Source organism: Streptomyces sp. NPDC045022, from assembly GCF_056432605.1.
Window position 1 is genome coordinate 1 of sequence record NZ_JBWKIR010000046.1, and the last position, 20627, is coordinate 20627.

At 69.2% G+C, this 20627-nt stretch carries 15 protein-coding genes and 2 pseudogenes; 9 read left to right on the forward strand and 8 right to left on the reverse strand.

The annotated features are described in order from the left end of the window. Window positions 1-90: 90 nt before the first annotated feature. Together AC07C1_RS38875 and AC07C1_RS38880 are read right to left on the reverse strand one after the other, a co-directional pair. On the reverse strand, window positions 91-696 hold the full coding sequence (locus AC07C1_RS38875) for a dihydrofolate reductase family protein (RefSeq protein WP_478946852.1): 606 nt from the start codon (window positions 694-696) through the stop codon (window positions 91-93). Between the two features lie 110 nt (window positions 697-806). Continuing rightward, window positions 807-1145 (reverse strand): annotated as a pseudogene (locus AC07C1_RS38880) (pyridoxal-phosphate dependent enzyme); the annotation flags it as partial. 338 nt (window positions 1146-1483) lie between these two features. On the opposite strand from AC07C1_RS38880, the pseudogene AC07C1_RS38885 reads away from it, so the two are divergent. From AC07C1_RS38885 to AC07C1_RS38900, 4 genes and pseudogenes are all read left to right on the forward strand, one after another. Next, a pseudogene (locus AC07C1_RS38885) lies at window positions 1484-1871 on the forward strand (transposase); the annotation flags it as partial. A 463-nt stretch (window positions 1872-2334) separates the two neighbouring features. Further along, on the forward strand, window positions 2335-3000 hold the full coding sequence (gene pnuC / locus AC07C1_RS38890; protein ID WP_478946853.1) for a nicotinamide riboside transporter PnuC: 666 nt from the start codon (window positions 2335-2337) through the stop codon (window positions 2998-3000). Then, window positions 2997-4115, forward strand: coding sequence for an AAA family ATPase (locus tag AC07C1_RS38895; RefSeq protein ID WP_478946854.1), 1119 nt, complete (start codon window positions 2997-2999; stop codon window positions 4113-4115). The genes pnuC and AC07C1_RS38895 overlap by 4 nt, the downstream gene beginning before the upstream one ends. Before the next feature lie 105 nt (window positions 4116-4220). Next, window positions 4221-4592, forward strand: coding sequence for a hypothetical protein (locus tag AC07C1_RS38900; protein WP_478946855.1), 372 nt, complete (start codon window positions 4221-4223; stop codon window positions 4590-4592). A gap of 304 nt (window positions 4593-4896) precedes the next feature. Here AC07C1_RS38900 and AC07C1_RS38905 read toward each other — a convergent pair whose 3' ends face one another. Both AC07C1_RS38905 and AC07C1_RS38910 read right to left on the reverse strand, forming a co-directional pair. Next, window positions 4897-5412, reverse strand: coding sequence for a hypothetical protein (locus AC07C1_RS38905; protein WP_478946856.1), 516 nt, complete (start codon window positions 5410-5412; stop codon window positions 4897-4899). Between the two features lie 4 nt (window positions 5413-5416). Continuing rightward, window positions 5417-5590, reverse strand: a complete 174-nt coding sequence (locus AC07C1_RS38910) for a hypothetical protein (RefSeq protein ID WP_478946857.1) — start codon at window positions 5588-5590, stop codon at window positions 5417-5419. A 472-nt stretch (window positions 5591-6062) separates the two neighbouring features. Here AC07C1_RS38910 and AC07C1_RS38915 point away from each other — a divergent pair, with 472 nt between their 5' ends. Further along, complete coding sequence (locus tag AC07C1_RS38915) at window positions 6063-6470, forward strand: hypothetical protein (RefSeq protein ID WP_478946858.1); 408 nt, start codon at window positions 6063-6065, stop codon at window positions 6468-6470. Between the two features lie 86 nt (window positions 6471-6556). Further along, on the forward strand, window positions 6557-7777 hold the full coding sequence (locus tag AC07C1_RS38920) for a hypothetical protein (RefSeq protein WP_478946859.1): 1221 nt from the start codon (window positions 6557-6559) through the stop codon (window positions 7775-7777). Here the strand turns inward: AC07C1_RS38920 and AC07C1_RS38925 are convergent. From AC07C1_RS38925 to AC07C1_RS38940, 4 genes are all read right to left on the reverse strand, one after another. Beyond that, complete coding sequence (locus AC07C1_RS38925; protein ID WP_478946860.1) at window positions 7761-9575, reverse strand: asparagine synthase-related protein; 1815 nt, start codon at window positions 9573-9575, stop codon at window positions 7761-7763. The genes AC07C1_RS38920 and AC07C1_RS38925 overlap by 17 nt on opposite strands. A gap of 1 nt (window position 9576) precedes the next feature. Beyond that, entirely contained in the window at window positions 9577-10200 is a 624-nt protein-coding gene (locus AC07C1_RS38930) for a lasso peptide biosynthesis B2 protein (RefSeq protein ID WP_478946861.1), read from the reverse strand. Between the two features lie 1006 nt (window positions 10201-11206). Then, a complete protein-coding gene (locus AC07C1_RS38935; RefSeq protein WP_478946862.1) occupies window positions 11207-12916 on the reverse strand; it encodes a thiamine pyrophosphate-binding protein in 1710 nt (569 codons plus the stop codon). A gap of 72 nt (window positions 12917-12988) precedes the next feature. Further along, window positions 12989-14713 carry a thiamine pyrophosphate-binding protein gene (locus AC07C1_RS38940; protein WP_478946863.1) on the reverse strand — a complete coding sequence of 575 codons (1725 nt, stop codon included), beginning with the start codon at window positions 14711-14713 and terminating at the stop codon, window positions 12989-12991. 450 nt (window positions 14714-15163) lie between these two features. On the opposite strand from AC07C1_RS38940, the gene AC07C1_RS38945 reads away from it, so the two are divergent. From AC07C1_RS38945 to AC07C1_RS38955, 3 genes are read left to right on the forward strand one after another with little or no spacing between them, the layout of a single operon-like run. Next, window positions 15164-16090: a hypothetical protein gene (locus tag AC07C1_RS38945; RefSeq protein ID WP_478946864.1), complete on the forward strand. Its 927-nt coding sequence runs from the start codon at window positions 15164-15166 to the stop codon at window positions 16088-16090. Window positions 16091-16125: 35 nt separating this feature from the next. After that, a complete protein-coding gene (locus AC07C1_RS38950) occupies window positions 16126-18990 on the forward strand; it encodes a peroxidase family protein (protein ID WP_478946865.1) in 2865 nt (954 codons plus the stop codon). A 33-nt stretch (window positions 18991-19023) separates the two neighbouring features. Next, window positions 19024-20391 carry a hypothetical protein gene (locus AC07C1_RS38955; protein ID WP_478946866.1) on the forward strand — a complete coding sequence of 456 codons (1368 nt, stop codon included), beginning with the start codon at window positions 19024-19026 and terminating at the stop codon, window positions 20389-20391. Window positions 20392-20627 lie beyond the last annotated feature (236 nt).

A 20627-nucleotide genomic window follows, 5' to 3' on the forward strand; every position in this document is an offset into this window, starting at 1 on the left:
GCTACCTCGCCGGCCTCCACCTCCGTGCCTCAATGATCTGGATCAACGACCTGCTGAAGGCAACTGGCTGATCACAACGTCACACAGGCCCTAGTAGCTGTCGTAGCTGGGCTTACCGTTCGGCCGGTAGACGCCGACGATGGTGCCGCCCTTCGTCGTCGAGACGCTGACCGGCTCCAGCGCAGTGGGGATCGCTCCGTCGGCGAACAACCGCTTGCCGGTACCGATGATCACCGGATGGATGGTCAGCCGGTACTCGTCGACGAGGCCGTGCTGCATGAGGGTCTGGGCGAGGTCGCCGCTGCCGACCACGTTGATGTTGCCACCGTCGGACGCCTTCAGCTTGCGCACGGCATCGACGATGTCGCCCTCCAGCAGCGTGGAGTTCTGCCACTCGACGGACGTCAGGGTCCGAGACGCCACGTACTTGTGCATGCTGTTCATCCGATTGGTGAACGGGTTGTCGGGATCGGCGGTCGGCCAGTACGACGCGAAGATCTCGTACGTCTTGCGGCCGAGCAGCATCGTGTCGGAGTGCTCGTACCAACCGGCGATGGCCGCGCCGACCTCGTCGTCGGCCACCGGTTTCTGCCAGCCGCCGTGCTCGAAGCCGCTCTCAGCATCCTCGTCCGGACCGCCCGGCGCCTGCATGACGCCGTCCAGCGTCAGGAACGTGCAAACGATGATCTCGCGCATGGTGCGCTCCCTTCGTCGACGGATAGACCGCAAAACCGCCGGGAACTCATCGGCGGAGCTTCCGCAGCGCCGGGCTGCAGTGACTGGCTGCCGGGCGACTGCTCCCTGCTAGCGATCAGGACGGCGCCGAACGACGGCGCGGTGTCCACCAGTTCCAGGCCGATGGTCGCCGCGCCCTCGCAGGTCTCGATGTCCAGGCTGTCTTCGACCATGATGCCGTCGTACCGCGCGACGCCAGCCGCCCGGTCGCGCGCCATCTCCTGGTCGCCGTCCACCAGTTCCAGCCTGGCGTCCAGTGCGCGGATGCGATCAGGCTTGGCCGCAGTCGCGAAGCGGGATGCCACGACGGTGACGTCGAGCCCCCGGCCGCGACCGGACCAGGCGAGGGCTTGGTCAAGGTTGCCCGCGCTGGCGCACACCACGGCTCGGGAGCCATTGTCGGCGAGCACCAGTGAAGTTTGAGCCTGCTCATCGAAGGGGGGTCAGAAGCCGGCAGTTGGCGACCGCGTCGTGGGCTCGCCCGATAGTTGGCGCTGGGACTGCGCTACACAGGGGTGGCGGGGAGACTGTGCTGGCCTTTCGGGGGTATTGCGGCGTTGACCGTGGGTTACTCAGGCCAAGGGTGGTGGTGGCGATCAGTCGTGCGCGAAGACGAATACCAGCCGCTGGTCAGCCGCCCGGCATCAGCCGTCGCCTTCGACGGCAGCGAGCCGATCGCTGAGGCCCGGCACGCCGCCCGCCGTTTCATGACCGCCGTGCAGGCCGGCACGGCATCCCGGTTTCGGAGCGTGCACTGCCGCCATGCTTCGGCATATCCAAGTCGACAGCTCACCGCCGGTTCTTGATCTGGTCGAGAGCCGGTGTCTGGGGCCGCCTGCACGAAGCGGTGTGCACCGGCTCGACGACGCCGGCCTCATCGACATCACCCGCGTCGTCCTCGACACCGCCCACGTCAGGGCTAAAAAAGAGGCGAACACACAGGTCCGAGCCCCGTGGACCGGGGCAGGCCGGGTTCCAAAATGCACATCCTGTCGGACGCGAACGGACTGCCCCTTCTCGTCGGCGTCTCCGCCGCGAACGTCCACGACAGCGAGGGCCTGAAGCCGATGGTGGCCGGTCACCAAACGAGACACGACCCCCACCGCGGCCGCTACTTCAAGCCCCAACGCCTCCATGTATTGAACGCGTGCGGGGGATGTCATCGGCGGCATGCTCCAGATCGGCGTCTCGCCATGGCTGGCCGCTCAGTTCTATCCCGCCAGCCAGGGCATGGAAGTCCGGCGCCTTGGCCAGTGCGGCGGGCGTGACGCGCTGCCGCTGCCGCTGCCGCGTGCCCTGGTACCCGGACGGCTGCAAGGCCCAGGCCGGACGACGGCCCGTCTGGGGGTCCGGCGGGCCACGCAGTCATGTGCCGATGAGTGGAGCGTTTCGGGGCTTGCGGAGCCGGGTGCGGACGTGATCGCGAGGTGGCGTCGATGTCTGCGCCGTTCGGCCGCACACCTCGTGGGGGACCCCTCATACGGGGGGCTTCAGCGTCAAGCTTCCAGGGGTTGCGTGGATCCGTCGGAAGAGGGTCTTGGCATGCGACGGCACCACCCTTTATCGTCATGCTGACATTTACTGGGCAAGGAGTTCTGCATGGCTGTCAGCGACGTCTTGGGCGATATCGTCGCGCCCCTGAACACCGTGCTGTTCGGCTTCGGCCGCGATGCGGTGACCTGGGCGGAGCTGCTCGGCTTCGCCACGGGTGCGGCCTGCGTCTGGCTGACCGTCAGGGCGAGGATCGCCAACTTTCCCGTCGGCATCGCCAATAACCTGTTCTTCCTGGTTCTGTTCTGGAGCGCCCAGTTGTACGCCGACGCGATGCTGCAGGTCGTGTACCTGGTGCTGGCGGCCGTCGGCTGGTGGACCTGGCTGCGCGGCGGCGAGCGCCGCTCCGCCCGCCTGATGGGTCATGCCGGCGCGCGCACGGTCGTCGTCCTGCTGTTGCTCGCCGTACCGGCGACCTGGGGCCTGACCGTGGTGTTGACCCGCGCCCAGGACATCGCACCGTTCTGGGACGCCCTGACCACCGCGCTGTCGCTGGCCGCCCAGTGGCTGCTCAACACCAAGTCCTATGAGAACTGGTACTTCTGGATCGCTGCGGACGTGGTCTACATCCCGCTGTACTTCGCCAAGGTGCTCTACCTGACGGGCATCGTCTACGTGCTCTTCTTGACGATGTGCCTGTGCGGACTGCGCAGCTGGCACCGGGAGCTGGCCGCTGGCCGGTCGATGGCCGCAGGGGACCTGGTGCGCGCATGACGGCCCCCTTCGACCACGGACTGGTCATCGGCAAGTTCTACCCCCCTCACGCCGGTCACCACTTCCTGGTGCGCACGGCGGCGGACAGCTGTCGTCGGGTCACGGTCGTGGTGATGGCAGCCGACGTGGAGTCGATACCGCTGGCCGTCCGGGTCGGCTGGCTGCGCGAGGCGTACGCGGACCGACCCCAGGTGGCCATCGCCGGCATCGTCGACAACCTCCCGGTGGACTACAACAGCGACAGCGTCTGGGCAGGACACGTCGCCCTGATGCGGAAGGCGGTGGCCGCCGAAGCGCATACCGCCTTCCCGGTGGACGCGGTGTTCACCTCAGAGCCGTACGGCGCCGAACTGGCGCGCCGGTTCAGCGCGGCGGACGTCCGCCTGGACGCTGCCCGAGAGACTTTCGCCATCTCCGCCACCGCGGTCCGCAGCGACCCGGTGGGCCGCTGGAACGCGCTGGAGCCACCGGTGCGAGCCTGGTTCGCCCGGCGGGTGGTGGTGCTCGGCGCCGAGTCCACCGGCACCACCACGCTCTCCCGCGACCTGGCGCAGGCGCTGCGTACCCGTGGCGGTCCGCATGCGCTCACCCGGTGGGTTCCCGAGTACGGGCGCGAATTGACCGTCGCCAAGCTCGCGGTGGCCCGCGCGCTGGCCGCCCGCCGTGGCCTTCCTGAGCCCACTGTTTTCGACCTCGAGTGGAGTGACGCCGACTTCGAGGCCGTCGCCGCCCGCCAATCGGCCGAGGAGGAACGTGCGGCCCGAACCGGCGGGCCCGTGCTGGTGTGCGACACCGACGCGCTGGCCACCACCGTCTGGCAGGAGCGCTACGTCGCTCGGACCACCGAGGCGGTGCACATCCTCGCCAACGCCATGCCACCCAGGGCGCTGTATCTGCTCACCGACCATGAGGATGTGCCCTTCCACGACGACGGCCTGCGCGACGGCGAGGGGTTGCGGCCCTGGATGACCGAGCGGTTCCGCAAGGTGCTGTCCGGGCGCGGCGTGCCCTGGCAGAAGGTGCGCGGCGACCGCTCGATGCGGCTGCGACTCGCCCTGGAGGCAGTCGACCGGATGCTTGAAGAGGGCTGGCGGCTGGCCGCCCCGCTCGGCTGAGGGCGGCGGCACAGCGCGATTGAGCATGTCGACAGAGCGGTTCCCCTCCTGCCGCTGGCCGATCAACGCCGAGTGTCCGGCTGTTCAGGGGCACCGGCCCACCCCATGGTTGGCCAGATCCAGTGCATCGCCCAGACCCGGCGCCGTCACCGCTGCACCGGCACCCTGCTCTCCTCCGGCGCCCCGGCCGGCACCTGGACGCTGGTCCCGGCCACCGCTACGAGCGGTCAGCTGGCCCTGCCCTCCGCGGTCATGGCGGTTTATGACCTCAGCGGCATCCCGTACGCCGAACAGCTGCGCTGGCGCGCCCAGCGCTGCCTGCGGCACGCCGTCATTCCCACGGCCGCCGACCTGGCAGTGGCCGACTGGGAGCCCTTCGACCCCCTCCGCCACCAGGAGCACATCCACAACCGCCTGCCCGCCCGCAGCCGACGCCCTGGCCCCACAGGCAACACACACGGAGCAGCCCACCCATGACGTCCTTCCAAACACCACCTACTCGACGACCAGGGCCGCCCCGTCCCAGAAGCCGTCAACGGCGCCGACGCCAGCCTCCCTGCGTCGCCGTCACCCGCGCCCAAACGGGGTCGTGCGCTTCGCCGGCTGGCAAGCGGGGTATGGCCGATCCAGACTAGGCCGCCGAGGTCGAGGTGCTGGCGCGAAGAACCGATCCCCGCCTGACGTACCGCTGCCGACCGGCGGCGACCGGCCGGTGAGGATTCCGCGGGGACGGGACTGCCCTCACCCGGCCGGTTTTCCTCGTGCCCTGGAACGGTCCCGGCTATGAATGTCCCGAACCGGTCATCCTGAGGCGGAACTCCGGGCACACGTCCGGGTCGTCGTCCTCGTAGAGGTACGTCCGTTCGGAATCCATGGCGATCGACAGCTTGTCGAGGGTGTCGCCGTTCAGGAAGGTGCGCGGCTCGGTGAAGGAGAGCCGCACGCGCGCGTGCGCCTCGGAGCCGGTACCGGACTGCACGGACCAGGTGCCCGACCCGTCGAAGGTGGCGCCGAGTTCGCTCTTGTACCAGTCGCCGGTCGGCCAGTGGTGGACGGTGACCGTGCCGCCCGGTTTGCCGTCCGACGCCCTGAGGGTGATCTTCGCGCCCTTGGCGTCGCCTTCTCCCCCGTAGGTGCCGGCCAGTTCCCCGGGGGTGGCGGAGTCCGCCTGCTTCGCCATGCAGGCCTCGACGGCGGTGGACGCGGAGGAGCAGCCGGCCAGGGGGGACAGCAGCGCCGGCACGGCGACGGCCGTCGTCCAGCGCAGCAGCCGGCCCGCCGGGAGGACTCGGGACACGGGACTACTTCTCCTTCGCCAAAATACGCTCGGTCCAGACGATCTTCTGGTCCTCGGCCGAGAAGACGCCATGGTCGCGGGCCAGCCGCAGCTTCTTCATCCTCCCGCTGGACCGGATCAGTTCGGTCATCTCGTCCCCGCTGTAGTACTCGCGGTGCCGGGGGCCGTCACCGGTCACCCAGTTCCAGCCGAGCGAGTACGGGACGTCCCGGGTTCCGGAAGCTTGTCGTCCGCCTGTGCTGCTTTGCCTTCGCTCACAGTGATCCCCCGTAGGCCGCCCCGGCCGTGAACGTCCGTTCTGGTCATGCCAGGAAATCACAGAGCCGCCGCATGCTCACAGTCGAGCCCCGAAGGCGGGTGAAAACTCCGTGAGTGCGGCGGGAGAGACGCCGTAGCGTGCCGTTCCATGACGGCCACCACCCCTGACGCCGGGGAGTCAGGAGCCCACCCCCGGTCTGCCCCTCCTGGTCGGTCAGCCGACGCACCCGCACAGGCTCGGCCATCACACCTCCAGCGGTCGGAACGGACGTCGCCGCCGCTGCAAGTTCCACTGTCCCGGAACGGCGTCTGCGGGCCCAGGTGATCATGGCGACCGGATCGGGCAAGACCCTCGTCGCCACCCGGAGCGCTGATGAGCTCGTGCGGGCCGCGTGCTCGTGCTCGTCCCCTCCCTGGATCTGCTCGCCCAGACCGAGGCCGCGTGGCGCGAGGGCGGCCGCACAGGACCGATGATCGCGCTCTCGTCCCTGCGAGGTGAGGAGGCGTCCTTCCCGAACACCACGGACGTGGGCGAGCTGGTCGCCTCGATGGAGGACGATCCCAACGGGCCGTTCGGCCGCCGCTGCTGCAGCCTCACCTTGTCCGAGGCGACCGACCGTGTGCGGATGTCCTTCTTGGTCTCCCCACGTCCGGAGGCATCCGGATGGCGAGCCGATGGATCACCGCGGACGATGGTGCTCGAACCCGTGGCGCGGCGGCGGACTTTCTGTGTCCGCGCCTCACACATGCGGGGCGCGACTATCGCCGACGGCCGGCGGCTCCAGAAGGTGGTCATGTGAGGACTCCCCCCAGGTCTCACTCCGGCGCGCACCCGAGCGTGCGACAGCCCTCGCTGGGAACCTGGCGGTCACGGGTGGGCATAGCGGTGATCCTGCTGACCCTCCTCATGACGACGCTGTGGCTGGGGCGGTTGGGCCTCGAGGACTTCGTCCATGCTCTGACCTTCCCCGGGCGCATCACGGGTACCGTCCTTCTCGTGGTCTCGTTCACCACGTTGGTCAGCGCCGCCGCGGTCGTGGACCACTGGGTCAAGCACAGCTTTCCCCACTCCGGCCTGGTCGCGCTGATCGGCGCGTTCGCGGCACTGCTGACCAACGCCATGCTCCTGGCCGAGACGGTGAAGGACGGTGATTCCGCGGCCTACCCAGCGCTGTTCGGCGCGCTCACGGCGGGTTCCCTATGGGCTGTCTTCGCGGTGTGGCGAACGTCGGTCACGGTCCCCGCTCCCAAGCGGGTGGCCGCTGCGCTGATCGTTTCCTCGGCTGTCGCGATCGCGAATTTCGGCTACCAGAATCTCTATCAACCGTACCAGCGGGAGACCAGGCCTCTCATCACGTTGTCTCTGGGGAAGGCCGTGCTGAGCAAGGACCACAAGGCGTTCGCCGTACCGGTCGACCTCGTGCTCCAGAACCACGGTGACGTGGGTTTCTATGTGCTCGGCACCGAATTCCACGCCATGGGGGAACGGGTGCCGCTCAGCCCGAAGGACCGGCTGCGCCAGCAGTGGCGCACCGACGCCGAGCAGTGGACCAAGTCCGATGAAGTGAACCCGCTCTCCCGCAGGGAGGTTCACGAGCCCGGCGAGTTGGTGGAGGCGCAACCGTGGATGCCCTATGGACAGTGGATCGAGTCGAGCGACACCTTCGCCACGCGAGTGGTGGTGCAGCTGCCCATCGACACGCCGTACGACCAGGTGGCGTTCTATGCCACCGCGAGCCTCGCGCGCAAGGATCGGCTGGTGCTGCAGCCACCGATCCAGTTCATGGCGTACTCCTGGGGTGGGTCCAAGGTTCCTGTATGGGTGAAGGAGCAACAGAAAAAGGGGCTCGACTCCCTCATCTACCGTGCCAGGGTGCACGAGAACAACGCGATCGACGAACGCACCAGGGATCCGCGTTATGTGACCATCTACTGGAGGTTCGGCACGCACGGCGCGAACGTGGCGACGTCCGTCGCGCGGCAGGGCGAGGAAGACCACGTTCCCACCGCGGCGGAAGCACGCGAGGTGGTGAGCCGGTACGGTCTCGCCGATGTGCGCACGGGGCCTGTCGAACGGACGCTGTGGGACATCAAGAGCCAGCGGTGACGGGCATCGCCGCGCCGGGCGGGCTGGAGCGCTCGTCCAGTCGCTCCAGCCAGGCGACCAAGGCGAGCGAGCTGTTCACACGGTCCCAGGAGTATGCGTCTCCCATGCCGAGCTGCGCCTCGCGCACTGCCCGGCACAGCGTCTCGACGTCGAACATCTCAGCGATCAGCGGATGCCGGGCGGTACGGCACAGGGCGATGAGTTCGTCGCCGTGTGTCCGCAAGCCGCGGGCATAGAGGGCGTCGAAGGGGACCTTGACCGTCCTGTCGTGGATCGGGGCCGGAAGCAGGTCCGCCATGGCCTCGCGCAGTACCGCCTTCGGACGACCCGGCTGGAACGTGGTCTCGGCAGGGAGGCGGCTCATCGTGGCGATGACCTCCGGGTCGAGGAAGGGGTGTGAGAGGAAGAACCCGTCCTGCCGTGCGCGGTTCCAGGACAGCGGGTCGGGCGCGGTGAGGTAGTTGGCAGCGTCGTACAGCGACTGTTCGGGCCGGCGCGCGAGCACGAAGCGGCTTTCCGCGATGCGGGCCTCCCGGTAACCGTGAGCCCTCGCGAATCCGGAGCGCAGCCATCGGGGGCGGTTGAACGTGCCGAGGCCGCCGAGCACCGTTGCGCCGCGGACGAGTGTTGTGATCCGTTCGGATGCCAGCGGAAGAGCCGGCTTGACCACGTAGGCGTTGACGATGTCCCGCACGCCCCGTTCACTGCCCGCGGCCCAGGCGCGTGCCTGCTCGGTCATCTTCCGGAGTTGTCCTGTGCGGGCGAGCCGGTGCAGGTGGAAGGGGTTGGCGTCGACGATCGGGTCGGCCCCGCATCCGGTCAGCAGGGCGTCACAGCCCCGTTCCGCGGCCGCCGCGTGAAGTCTGGTCCACAAGGGGGCGCGGAAGGCGTGCGCACAGGGCTCGTCCGTGTCTCCCGCGTGGTGCTGGAAGTCGTCGAAGTCGGCCACGTCGTCGGCGTCGACGATCACCGGGCGGGCCGCGGGACTGTGCCGGCGGATCTCCTCCATCGCGATGTCGAGGTAGGGCTGCTCCGCGGCCAGCTCTCCACGGGAGAATCGCCCGGCGAGCAGGACGAGACCCCCGGGGCCGCCCCGTCCCTCGGCCAGCAGACGTGCGGTGAGCAGCGCCACGCTGGTGGAGTCGGTGCCGCCCGAGACGTGGCATGCCGTCGTCGTGCCCATACGGCGTCCGACAGCGTTCTCCAGTGCGCGGCGCAGCTCCTGCGCGGCCTCACCGAGGGGGGGTCCGTCCGCTGTCGGCAGCGGGTCCTGGGCCTGGCGGACACCTCGTGACACACGATTGCGCAGCTGCCCGCTGATCGAAAGCTCCACCACCTCACCGCCGAGGACGCGGTGCACCCCGGCGAAGGGGGTGAGGTCCCAGTGCGGTTGGGCCATGTTCCCGGTGAGGTACCGGCAGAAGTAGCGGGGTTCCAGCTCGGTGGTGTTCCCCAGGCAGCGGGCCGAGGTGCTCACGGCGTTCACGCGGCCACCGGACTCCCTGAAGAACAAAGGGATGCGTGCCTGTTCGTCGCGCGTCAGAAGGATGCGGTCGCGGCACACCAGAACGGCCGCGTAGTCGCCGGCCGGCAGCGTCGGGGCGGCTCCCCGTCGGTCGAAGTCGGCCAGGAGGCGGTGCGCGCCCGCCACTCGGTCACGGGCCGAGCCGACCCAGCCGACGACGACCGCGGTGCCGGCCTGCGAGGAGGCCGTCGACACGAGCCCCTGACGCGCCATGGCCTCGGTGGCCCAGAGCGTCGGTGCGCCGTCGGTCCACTCGAGGCGGAGCGCCTCCACGTCAGTGCCCTCCGCCGTCGATCGAGAGCACCGGTGTGAAGGAGTGCCCTCGCGGATCGGCGTCAGGGACGCACAGGCCGGCCGACGCCGTCCAGGCGTGCAGGGCGAAGGGGCGTTCGCGCACACCGACGTGGAGGACGGCTTCCAGGCCGCTTCGCCGTAGCAGGATGAACGCCGTCACGGCCTCGGACTTGCAGTCGCCGTTCACGAACCAGCTTCTGCGGCTGTGTGACTGCACCGCCCGCTTCAACCGTCCGACCTGCTCCGCGGAGGGAGGCTCGGCACGGGCGTAACCCGGGGCGGCCAAGGACAGCAGCCGAAGCACTCGCCCGAATCCCATGGTTCGGATCAGCAGGTGCACTCCACGCAACCAGAGCCCGATGCCGACGTCGGAATGCTCGTTCCGGCTCTGCGTCGCGCACCGGGCGCGAAGGAGACCGGTGACGAGTTCGGCGCGTTCGTTGGGGCTTCCGCCGGCGAACTTCTCGACGTCCGTCGTGGTCATTGCGAGAAAACGCGTCCGCTTCCAGTCCGCGATCAGCGCCCCGTCGGACAAGCGGGTGACACGGCAATGCGGTGACAGGATCTTTGCCATGGCCACCAGGGCTTCGCTGTCCTCTGCCACCGCACATCCTCCAGGATTCCACCGTGAACGGTGTCAGGGCAGGTAACCGTGACCGTCGTACATGCCCCCGCTGAAGCCCCGGATCAGACGGCCTTTGCCGAGAAGGACGAGCCGATGCGGCTTACGGCGCCGCAGGAATCGGATGAACATCGCCTACCTCCAGAATTAGGCAGGATCGATCAACTTCAGGCTACTCCGTCCTGGATGACCGGCAACCGGACCGCCGACTGAGATCGCTTCGCGCCCAGGTGTTCCAGACACCGACCTGGTGCCGCTGCCGGCCGAACGGGGCGTCAACCTCTCGTGCGGGAGAGGTACGCAAGAGCGCCGACGGCGAGGCACCCGGCCCGCTTCCGGCCGTGCGCCCGACCTCGATGCGGCGACCGGAGGATGTGTGACCGCGCGTTATCCGACCACTCCGTCGGTCGCCGCCCGTCTTGCCGCGAGGCGGCAAGGATGGAAGCTGCCACGGCAGCCGCCGTTGGCCAGGTCACCATGGCTCTGCCGTGGACCACCGACGCGTACGCGGTGCTGGAGGCTGCGGCGCCGATCCCTGTCCGTGGCGCCGCTCGGTTCCTGGAGGAGCCGGCCGATCGCAAGCGGGCTCCGGACGTCACCGACACCGGCCCGCTGAGGTTGCTGACGGGCCACCAGACCCCAACAAGCTCATCGAGGGCCGGTTTCGCGAGCAAGAACTCGCTGACACCCTCCGGAGCGTCCCCGGCATCGGCGCGGCCCTCTGCGCCGAGTTCTTGGCCCCGGTCGGCGGCAGTCTGACAGCAGGTGCCCGCCAGCAGGGCGAGGATCACGCAGGCCTGGGCGGCGAGGAACACCTGTGCGGCACCACCCACCTCGGCCGCCCCGGCGACCTCACCGGGGGCCGGGGCCCCGCTCAGTGCCCCGAGCAGCGCCGTACCCGACCGAATCCACCGGCCGACCCGGGTCCGACGGGCCAGTGCCCGCGGTTTTGCACCGCCTCGGATCCGCCGGCCTGATCAGGCGCGAACTACTGGCCTCGGAAGCGGTCCTCGAGCATGTCGACGAGTCCATGGATCACCCCGTCGGGTGATGGGCTGTAGTGCGGCACGGCCCATCGGGTGATCTTGGCGTCGATGAGCGTGGGCCGGCCGGAGGCCAGTGCCGCACGGAACGCCTCCTCGAACTCGTCGAGCGTCTCCACCCGACAGCCGTCGGCGCCGCAGGCACGCGCGTAGGACGCGAAGTCCGGATTCCGGAACTCGACGAGAGCGGACTCCCCGTAGGCGGTGAACTGGAACATTTTGATCAACTTGAATTCCTCGTCGTCGAAGATGACCCAGATGACGGGAATGTTGTGTTCCACGGCGGTCATCAGCTCGAAGCCGGACAGCGAGTAACAGCCGTCGCCGCAGCCGACGACGACCGTCCGCTCCGGGTGCGCGACCTTGAGGCCGATGGCTCCGTTGACGTGACCGGCCATCGGCCCGAAGGCGCCGGCCTTGCGGAAGTTCTGCCCCTCTTCGAGCTCCGCGTAATATCCGAGCCACGCCAGATGCGCCCCGGCGTCCGCGAGCAGCACGCCCTGCGGCGGCAGCAGCCGGCCGATCGCCTGGGCGAGCTGTGCGGGGTGGATCTCCCGGGTCTCGTGCATGACATGGCGGGCCTCGTAGTCCTGGCTGTCGACCTTCACTGCCGGCACTTCACCGACCCTCTGTTCCAGCGCGTCGACGAGGGCCGCCACCGCCGCACGCGCGTCGGACAACAACGCGTGGTCGGGCCGATAGGCCTTGCGGAATTCCGTTTCGTCGATGTTCACATGGATGAGCAGCTTGTTCTCGAACAGGTCCTCGCGGTAGTTGAACGTGGCGTGCTGGCCGAGGGAGTTCCCTATGCACAACACGATGTCGGCCTCGCGGAATGCCTTCCACGCGCTCGAGTGACCGCTGTCGGCGAAGACGCCCACCGCGAGCGGATGTCCCTCCGATACGATGCCCTTGCCGTCCAGGGTGGTGAGAAGCGGAATCTGGAACCGCTCGATCAGGCGCTTTATCTCCGGTCCGGCTCCGGAGCGGACCGCGCCGAATCCGACCAGCGCCACGATGCGTCTTTGCCGCACGATGGCGTCGGCCAGTACGGACGCGATTTCCTCGACCCTGGCCGGGTCGGGCCGCACCGGCGGCACGTCGAGCCGGACGGGCCGGAAGTCCGTCACCTCGACGCCGTGCTCGGTCAGGTCTTCGGGCACATGGATGTGCACCGGGCCCGGCCTTCCCTCGAACGCGAGGTTGACCGCCTCCTCCAGGACGTCACAGGTGTCGGCCACGTCGGTGAGCAGGAAGGACTTCTTGGTCGTGGCCGCGAACATCGCCTGGGAGTCGGGAGTGCGGTTCAGCCCGGAGGTCTCGTTGAGCGAGCCCCATCCGCGCCATTTCATCCGTGAATAGCCGGAGACGGCGAGGACGGGGTACGAGTCGGACATCGCCACGGCCAGTCCGGAGAACAGGTTGAACGCACCGGGCCCCGCCGTGGCGAAGCAGAACCCCAGTTGGTTGGTGTACATGGCGTAGCCGCAGGCCATGAACGAGGCGGCCTGTTCGTGTCGCGTGATGACCGGCCGGATCTGCCGCGAGTGTTTCAACGCCACCATCAGGCCGGCGGCGTTCTCCCCGGCACCGCCGAAAGCGGCCCGTACGCCGATGCCTTCCAGCCCTTTGACAATGGCCTCATACACTCTCATGGCTCATCTCCTGCGTGCTGCACCGGTTGACGGCGGAGTTCTCGCGTGCCGCTCGGCTGTGGCCACGTTCCGTCAGCCATGGCGGAATCGTTCCTCGAGCGTCTCCCATACGCCTGGGACGACGCCCTCGGGAGAGCTGCTGTAGTGCGGGAGGGCCCACCGGGTGATCCTGGCGTCTATCACCGTGGGCCTGCCCGATGTGAGCGCGGTCTTGAAAGCGGCTTCGAACTCCTCCAGCGTCTCCACGCGGTATCCCGCGGCACCGCAGGTCCTCGCGTACGCGGCGAAGTCGGGGTTCTGGAATTCCACCAGACCTGATTCGCCGTACGTGGCCGCCTGGTAGAGCTTGATGAGCTTGTACTCGTCGTCGTCGAAGATGACCCAGATGACGGGGATGTCGTTCTGTACTGCGGTCATCAGCTCGAAGCCGGCCATCGCATAGCAGCCGTCGCCGCAGCCGACCACGACCGTCCGGTCGGGTTGGGCCAGCTTGACCCCGATCGCACCGTTGACATGCCCGGCCATCGGCCCGAAAGTCCCGGTCTTGCGGAAGTTCTGGCCCTTGTCGAGGTCCACGTAATAGCCGAGCCATGCCAGATGCGCGCCCGCGTCGGCGAGCAGTACGGCACGTTCGGGCAGCATGCGGCCGATCTGCTGCGCCAGCTGGCCCGGATGGATTGCGCCGGGAGCGGGCAGGAGGTGTCGTCTCTCGTGGTCCCGGTTCACGGGCTCGAGCGGCCCGGCCGGAGCGGCCCTCTTCACCAGGGCGTCCGTGATCGCCTCGACGGCCAAGCGGGCGTCGGACACGAGCCTGTGGTCGGGGACATAGGTCTTGCCGATCTCACTGTCCGCAATGTTGACCTGGATGAGCACCTTGCCGTCGAACAGGTCCTTGCGCAGCCCGAACGTCGCATGCTGGTTGAGCGAGTTGCCGATGGCCAGCACCACGTCCGCTTCCCGGAACATCCTCGAGGCACTGGCGTGGCCGCTCTCCGAGAACACTCCGGCCGCCAGCGGATGGGTCTCGGCGACAACTCCCTTGCCGTCCAGGGTCGTGATGAGTGGTATGCGGAAACGCTCGACGAAATCCTGCACCGCGGCCTCGGCATGGCTGCGGATCGCTCCGAAGCCGGTGAGCAGGACGATCCGGCGTCCGTCCCGCAGTGCGCCCGCCAGCACCTCGGCGATCTCCTCCACCCGCTCCGGGTCGGGCCGCACCGGCGCCGCGTCGAGGCTGAGGTCGCGGTAGTTGTCCACGGTCACCTGGCGATGGGTGAGGTTCTGCGGCACGTGGATGTGCACCGGCCCGGGCCGCTCCGCGAAGGCCACGTTCACCGCTTCCTCGAGCACCTCGCAGGTGTCGGCGGCATCGGTGAGCAGGTAGGACTTCTTGGTCGTCGCCGCGAACATCGCCTGCGAATCGGGGGTGCGGTTCCGCCCGGAGGTGTCGTTCACCGCCCCGCGCCCGCGCCAGTCGAGATCGACGTATCCGGTGATGGCCAGTACCGGATAGGAATCCGACAGCGCCACCGCCAGGCCGGAGAACAGGTTGAACGCGCCGGGACCCACGGTCGCGAAGCACACCCCCAACCGGTTGGTGTACATGGCGTACCCGCACGCCATGAAGGACGCCGCCTGCTCGTGCCGGGTCATGACGGGTCTGATCTTCGGCGAATGCTTGAGTGCCAGCGTCAGGCTCGCGATGTTCTCGCCGTTCCCGCCGAACGCCGTGTCGACCCCCACACTCTCGATCCCTTTGACGACAGCTTCGTAGACCTGCATGGCGCGGCTACCCATTTCGTCATGAATCCTGATTGAGGCACAGCGCATCCGTCCGGCCGGCGACAACGAGGGCCCGTCGTAGCGCTGTGGAATACCGGAACCCGTCCTGGGCCGGCGGAATCTGCACACAGTCGGTACCGCTGTGCAGATGATCACTTGACGGTCGTACCCGCTCCTCAGCGAGTCACCGCTGCGTGCGGCCGCCCGGGGGATACGGACGAACAGCACCGTTTTGCCAGCGTAGAACAGGCTTGGCGCGAAGGCATCCGGCCTCGCGGCGACAGCCGCCTTCGGCCTGGCACTTCCTGCCACAGGCGGGGTACGGCCGCCGTCGCGACATGCGGGCGGCGACCGGTTGCGCGAACATGGTCGAGTGGGCTCGGGGTGAGTAGGCCCCGCCCCACTGCACCCTCCTCTCGGAGGCTCCGTGCCGCTCCACCACCATCGGAGGACGGAGGATGCCGTATGCCGGAGACCGGCGTCCCATACAGCGCCGACGAGCACCGAACGAGCCGCGAACCGCGGGGCGGAGCAAAGCCCGGCGAGCGTGCGTGCGGTGATGTCATCGGGGTCGTACCGGCCGGCGCCCCGGGCGCCTGCGAGGCGGCCCTGCTGTCGGCCATCGACGCCTGCGGGCAACGTCCGACGGTCTTCGTCCGCACCGGCGCGGGCGCCGTCAACGCGGTGCTGTACGACTCGCCGGCGCATCTGCCGGCGCGGCGGACCGCCGAAACCGCGGTCGGGTTGTGGCGAGGAGTGGGCAAGGGCGCGGTGTTCAGGCCGTTCGAGCCCGGGACGCTGTCGGTGGGCCTGGCACGGTGTCCGTCCGGGGTGCTCCAGCGGCCCGGTCCCGCGCTGACCGGTCCGCTGGACACGGCCCCGCTGCCGTCCACCCTGCACGACAGGCCGGACCGGCGGCAGCGCCGCGGGAACGCCCTCCTGACGGGGAAGGTGCGGGCAAGTGCGGTGGCCGCCACGGTGTGCCGGACCACCCGCACCGGTAAGTACCGGTTGCCGAAGGCGGGCAGGCGCACCGAACCCGCGCCGTCGATACAGGACACCGTGGCCCGGGTGTTCCACGCGGCGCTGACCGGCAGGATGATCGAGGACCTGCGTGCCCTGAGCAGGCCCGATGCGCCGGTGGAGTGCGATGCCACCGTGAAGAGCACCACCGGGCGCCATCGGTGTGCGGTGCCTGGGGCATGCGGACCTCGCGCTTGCCACCGGGCTTCCGGCACCGGGGCACAGCCGAGCTGCGTCTTCTTCGAACCCGGCTTCATCGAACCCGGCTTCATCGACGCGGCCGTCGAACTCGGCCGACGCGACGCCCACCACATCAGCAGCGACGCGGGCAGCGGCGGTCTCCCGCACGTCACGGCATTCGCGGCGTGAGGCGGGGGCAGAAGCGCGAGCCTCGTAGGAAGGGCATGGCAACCATGAGCAGGACAGAGCAGTACGAGCGGTACGAGGGCGGCAGCGCGGAGGCCGAGCGGCTGGTCTTCGAGGAACTGGCCAGGGAACTGATGCGTGTCCAGGCCAAGACCAAGAAGTCCGGCGGGGCGGCGGCCTTCGCCCGGACCTTCCATGCGAAGCCGGTGCTCGGCGTGGAGAACGCCCGTCTGAGAATCCACGACCAGGTGCCGCCCGGGCTGCGGACCGGTTTCGCCCGGCCCGGGGCCGAATATCCGGTCACCGTCCGGCTGTCCAACGCCAGTGGCACCCCGCAGGCCGACTCCCTGCCCGACATGCGGGGCGCAGCGCTCCGCGTGGAGGCCTCCGACGGCACGCACGACCTTCTCATGACGAACTTTCCGGTGTCCCACGCGCGCAACGCCCGCGAGTTCGTGGCGTTCGCCAGGACGATGGCGGGCGCACGCACCCGCGCCCAGAAGGCGTTCGCTCTGTTCGTCAAGTTGCCCTTCGCCGTCGGCTGGTCCACCGCCGCCCGGATGCGCCACAACGTGCGGGCCGGTGCGCGCGGTGATGTGCGCAGCCTGGCCCTGGAGACGTACTGGAGCCGCGGCGCCATCCTGTGGGGCGAGGCCGGGCCGGTGCGCTACCAGTTGCGCCCCGTGCGGGGCGCGCCCGACGCGCCCGCGCCGTCGCGCGCCGACCCGGACCATCTGAGCCGTGAACTCGCGCAGCGTCTGGCCCGCGGCGACGTCGCCTTCGAGTTGCTCGTGCAGCGGTACGTCAGCGAGGAGAGCACGCCCGTCGAGGACGGTTCGGTGGAATGGCGGGAGGACGTGGCACCCGCGGTGCCCCTGGCCACCCTGACCATCCCCCGCCAGAACGTCGACACCGCCGAGGCCCGCGCGGCCATGCGCCGGATCGAGGAGCTGGCGTTCAACCCCTGGCACACCACGGAGGAGTTCCGTCCGCTGGGCAATCTCAACCGTGCCCGCAAGGCCGCCTATCAGGCGAGCAGCGCGCAGCGGCTGGGGTACCGCTTCACCACCGACGAGCCTCGGCGCAACAGGGTGCTGAGCGCCCCGGTGGGGGCCGCTTTCCGTGTCCTGAACCGGTGGGTGCCCTGGTACCGGCTGCCGTTGCCGGCCGGCCTGCTCAACCTCGTCTTCCTGCGCAAGACGCTGCGGCGGAAGAACCTCATCGACACCGATCGCCACGAGGCACCGCCGCGGCCCGTCCCCGTGCCGCCGCCGGTCGACGAGTCGCTGCGGGTCGCCCGCAGTTACGACGGCACGTTCAACGACCTGTCCGCCCCCTCGATGGGGGCCGTGGGCACGGCCTTCGGCCGCAACATGCCGCCCGTGCTGCGCCCGGAGCTGTTCGACGAGCCCAGCCCGTACGAGGTCAGCAGGCTGCTGCTGCACCGCGACAGTTTCCTGCCCGCCCGGTCCCTCAACGTGCTCGCCGCCGCGTGGATCCAGTTCCAGGTGCACGACTGGGTCAACCACACTCGCTACCCCACGGGTACCTCCAGCGTGGAGGTGCCGCTCCCGCCGGGCGTCGAGTGGCACAACACCCCGGGCGGTCGAGCGGAGCACGTGATGCGCTTCGCCGAGAACGTGGCGATGGCCGGTGACGGCGCGCCGGTCCACTTCGCCGACTCGGCCTCCCACTGGTGGGACGGCTCGGAGCTCTACGGCGGCGACGAGAAGGCCGCCCGCTGCCTGCGTGACGCCGACGGCGGCGCCGATCTGCGCCTGGAGGACGGTCATCTGCCGCTCGGCCCGAACGGCGTCCCGCTCACCGGTGTCCGCGAGAACTGGTGGCTGGGCCTGAGCGTGATGCACACCCTCTTCGCCAGGGAGCACAACGCGGTGTGCGCGGCGCTGCGGCGCGCGTATCCCCGTATGGAGGAGGAGCGCGTCTACCACACGGCGCGGCTCATCGTGTCCGCGCTCATCGCCAAGATCCACACGGTGGAGTGGACGCCGGCGATCCTCGCCACCGAGGCGATCGACATCGGGCTGAAGTCCAACTGGCAGGGGCCGCCCGCGAAGTGGCTGGAGCGGTTGGGGCTGTGGCTGTTCGAGGCGCACTCGCTGACCGGCATCCCCGAGACGGTGCCCGACCACCAGGGCGCGCCCTACTCCCTGACCGAGGACTTCGTCACCGTCTACCGGATGCATCCGCTGATCCCGGACGACTTCGAGATATGCGACCACCGCTTCGGGCGGCGGCTGGACGTCCTCGGCTTCGACGACGTGCAGGGCGCCGCGGCCGAGCCCCTCATGCGCAAGACCGGGCTGCCCGACTCGCTGTACTCGTTCGGCATCGCCCATCCCGGCGCGATCACCCTGCACAACTTCCCTCGCGCGCTGCAGCACTTCGAGCGGGACGGCGAGATCATCGACCTGTCCGTCGTCGACCTGGTGCGTACCCGGCGCCGGGGGGTCCCCCGCTACAACGACTTCCGGGCCGGCCTGCACAAGGAGCGCATCCGCCGCTTCGAGGACCTGACGGCCGAACCCCGCACGCTGGCGCGGCTGAAGGAGGTCTACCGGTCCGTCGACGACATCGACACCATGGTCGGGTTGTTCGCCGAGAACCCGCCGACCGGATTCGGGTTCAGTGACACGGCCTTCCGCGTCTTCATCCTGATGGCGTCCCGGAGGCTGCAGAGCGACCGCTTCCTCACCGTGGACTACCGCCCCGAGCTCTACACGCCGCTCGGCATGGACTGGATCGAGCGCAGTGGCATGAGCGAGGTCATCCTGCGGCACTGCCCCGAGCTGGCGAGCTTCCTGCCGCGCGACGCGAGTGCGTTCGTACCGTGGCGGCCGGTGTCGGCACCGCCGAACGGCCCGCGCACCACGGAGTCCTGAGTCAGCGGATCTTCCTGGGACAAGGAGAGGACCATGACGGTGTCCACCCTGCATCGGGGTCTCGAAGCGCTGCTGGCGCGGCCGCTCCTGGAGACCATCTGGCGGCGGCGCACCCACCGGGTCGGCCGGGGTGCGGCCGTCCCCGCCGGCTCGATGAGCTATCGCTCGTCCGATGTTCCGCTACCGCTCGGCGAGCTGGAGGAGGCGGTGCTGATCGCCCTCACCGGCTGCACCGGCCTCACCATGCCGGACCGACCGTTCGAGGATCCGCGCGACGGCAAGCCGATCATGGCCAAGCCGAACCTCAACATGGCCGGCCGGACGGCAGGCAGCCCCGACAACGCGCAGGGCACCCACTTCTTCATGATCAACGACAGTGGCACCTACTATCTGCGCAAGTTGCCGCCGTCCCCGGACGCCTCCTTCGAGCCCGGCGCCCTGCTGGAACGGGCTCGGCAGGCCAAGGTGCGGGTCCTGGACCACCGCCTGGACGTCGCCGAGGGCATGCGCGACTTCCCGGCCTACCTCGACTCCAACCGCGTGCTGTCCAACCTGCCGGGCAGCACCGTCTTCCTGCCGGTCGTCGACCTCTCGCACCAGTACATCAACGGTCTGATGTACCTGCTCACCCAACCGGAGGGGGCCCGGCCCACGCTCGTCGACGACCGCAACTTCTACCGCCCCGCCGGGGTGCGCAAGTGGGTGCGGAGCGGCTTCCTGAACAAGGACCTCAAGCTTCCGCTGGGTGTGCTGGGCCCGCTGCGGACCCAGATCGAGGCCGAGTTGCTGTTGCAGAACCTCATGCTGACCGCGGACGCCATGGGGCTCGGCGCGTGGATCCATGCCTCGATCAACCCCCAGATCATGCTGGGCGACCCGAAGTTCTCGCCCCGGTACGGGCGGATGCTCGGCTTCGACTTCGTCACCCCCCGCTGGCACCCGCTGGACCTGCCGCGCTGGCAGCTGCCTCTGCCCAGGTTCGCCAACGCGCGGTCCCATCCGGTCGGGCTCAGCGTCGACGGCGACCCGCTGATCAAAGCGGCCTGCCCCCCGTACCACCCCTCGATGTCGGAGGCCGTCGACGCGGTCGTCCAGGCGAAGTTCGGCCCGAAGGGCATCTACCACGACAAGGACCTCTTCACGGGCATCTACCGCAACGACTACGGGCAGCGCTACCTCGCCGAGGCACGCGAGTACGACCAGCGGGTCGTCGAGTGTGCCCGCGACGTGTGCGAGTACATCCACGCCACACACGGCCGGTTCCCCGCACACGTCGACGCCATCCAGGTGCCCGGCATCTGGCTCCAGGTGCACCATCCCGAACTCGATTACTACGAACGGTTCTTCCGGGACGGTCTGACCGAGGCGCACCGGGAGCACGCGAGGCTGTGGGACCCCTGACGGCTGGCTGACAGCGATCGGGCACGGGCGAGAACTCAACTCGTCGTCGATCTGGGCTGTGAACCGGTGTGGGAGCCGACGATCCGGACCAGGCCGGCACTCTCGATGCCGGCCGGTCGGGAGGCGAGGTGGCGGGCGAGCCGGCCGGCGTCGCACAGGCTGCGGGGGGGGCGTCACCCAGCGGTGACGGGTGGGCGGATCGGGGTCGAGGAGCCGGCCCGTGCGCCGGATCGCAG

Coding starts and splice junctions, on each gene's coding strand:
- AC07C1_RS38955 (WP_478946866.1), top strand. CDS start 19,024: ATGACGGTGTCCACCCTGCATCGGGGTCTCGAAGCGCTGCTGGCGCGG.
- AC07C1_RS38875 (WP_478946852.1), bottom strand. CDS start 696: ATGCGCGAGATCATCGTTTGCACGTTCCTGACGCTGGACGGCGTCATG.
- AC07C1_RS38945 (WP_478946864.1), top strand. CDS start 15,164: ATGCCGGAGACCGGCGTCCCATACAGCGCCGACGAGCACCGAACGAGC.
- AC07C1_RS38950 (WP_478946865.1), top strand. CDS start 16,126: ATGGCAACCATGAGCAGGACAGAGCAGTACGAGCGGTACGAGGGCGGC.
- AC07C1_RS38935 (WP_478946862.1), bottom strand. CDS start 12,916: ATGAGAGTGTATGAGGCCATTGTCAAAGGGCTGGAAGGCATCGGCGTA.
- AC07C1_RS38895 (WP_478946854.1), top strand. CDS start 2,997: ATGACGGCCCCCTTCGACCACGGACTGGTCATCGGCAAGTTCTACCCC.
- AC07C1_RS38900 (WP_478946855.1), top strand. CDS start 4,221: ATGGTTGGCCAGATCCAGTGCATCGCCCAGACCCGGCGCCGTCACCGC.
- AC07C1_RS38940 (WP_478946863.1), bottom strand. CDS start 14,713: ATGGGTAGCCGCGCCATGCAGGTCTACGAAGCTGTCGTCAAAGGGATC.
- pnuC (WP_478946853.1), top strand. CDS start 2,335: ATGGCTGTCAGCGACGTCTTGGGCGATATCGTCGCGCCCCTGAACACC.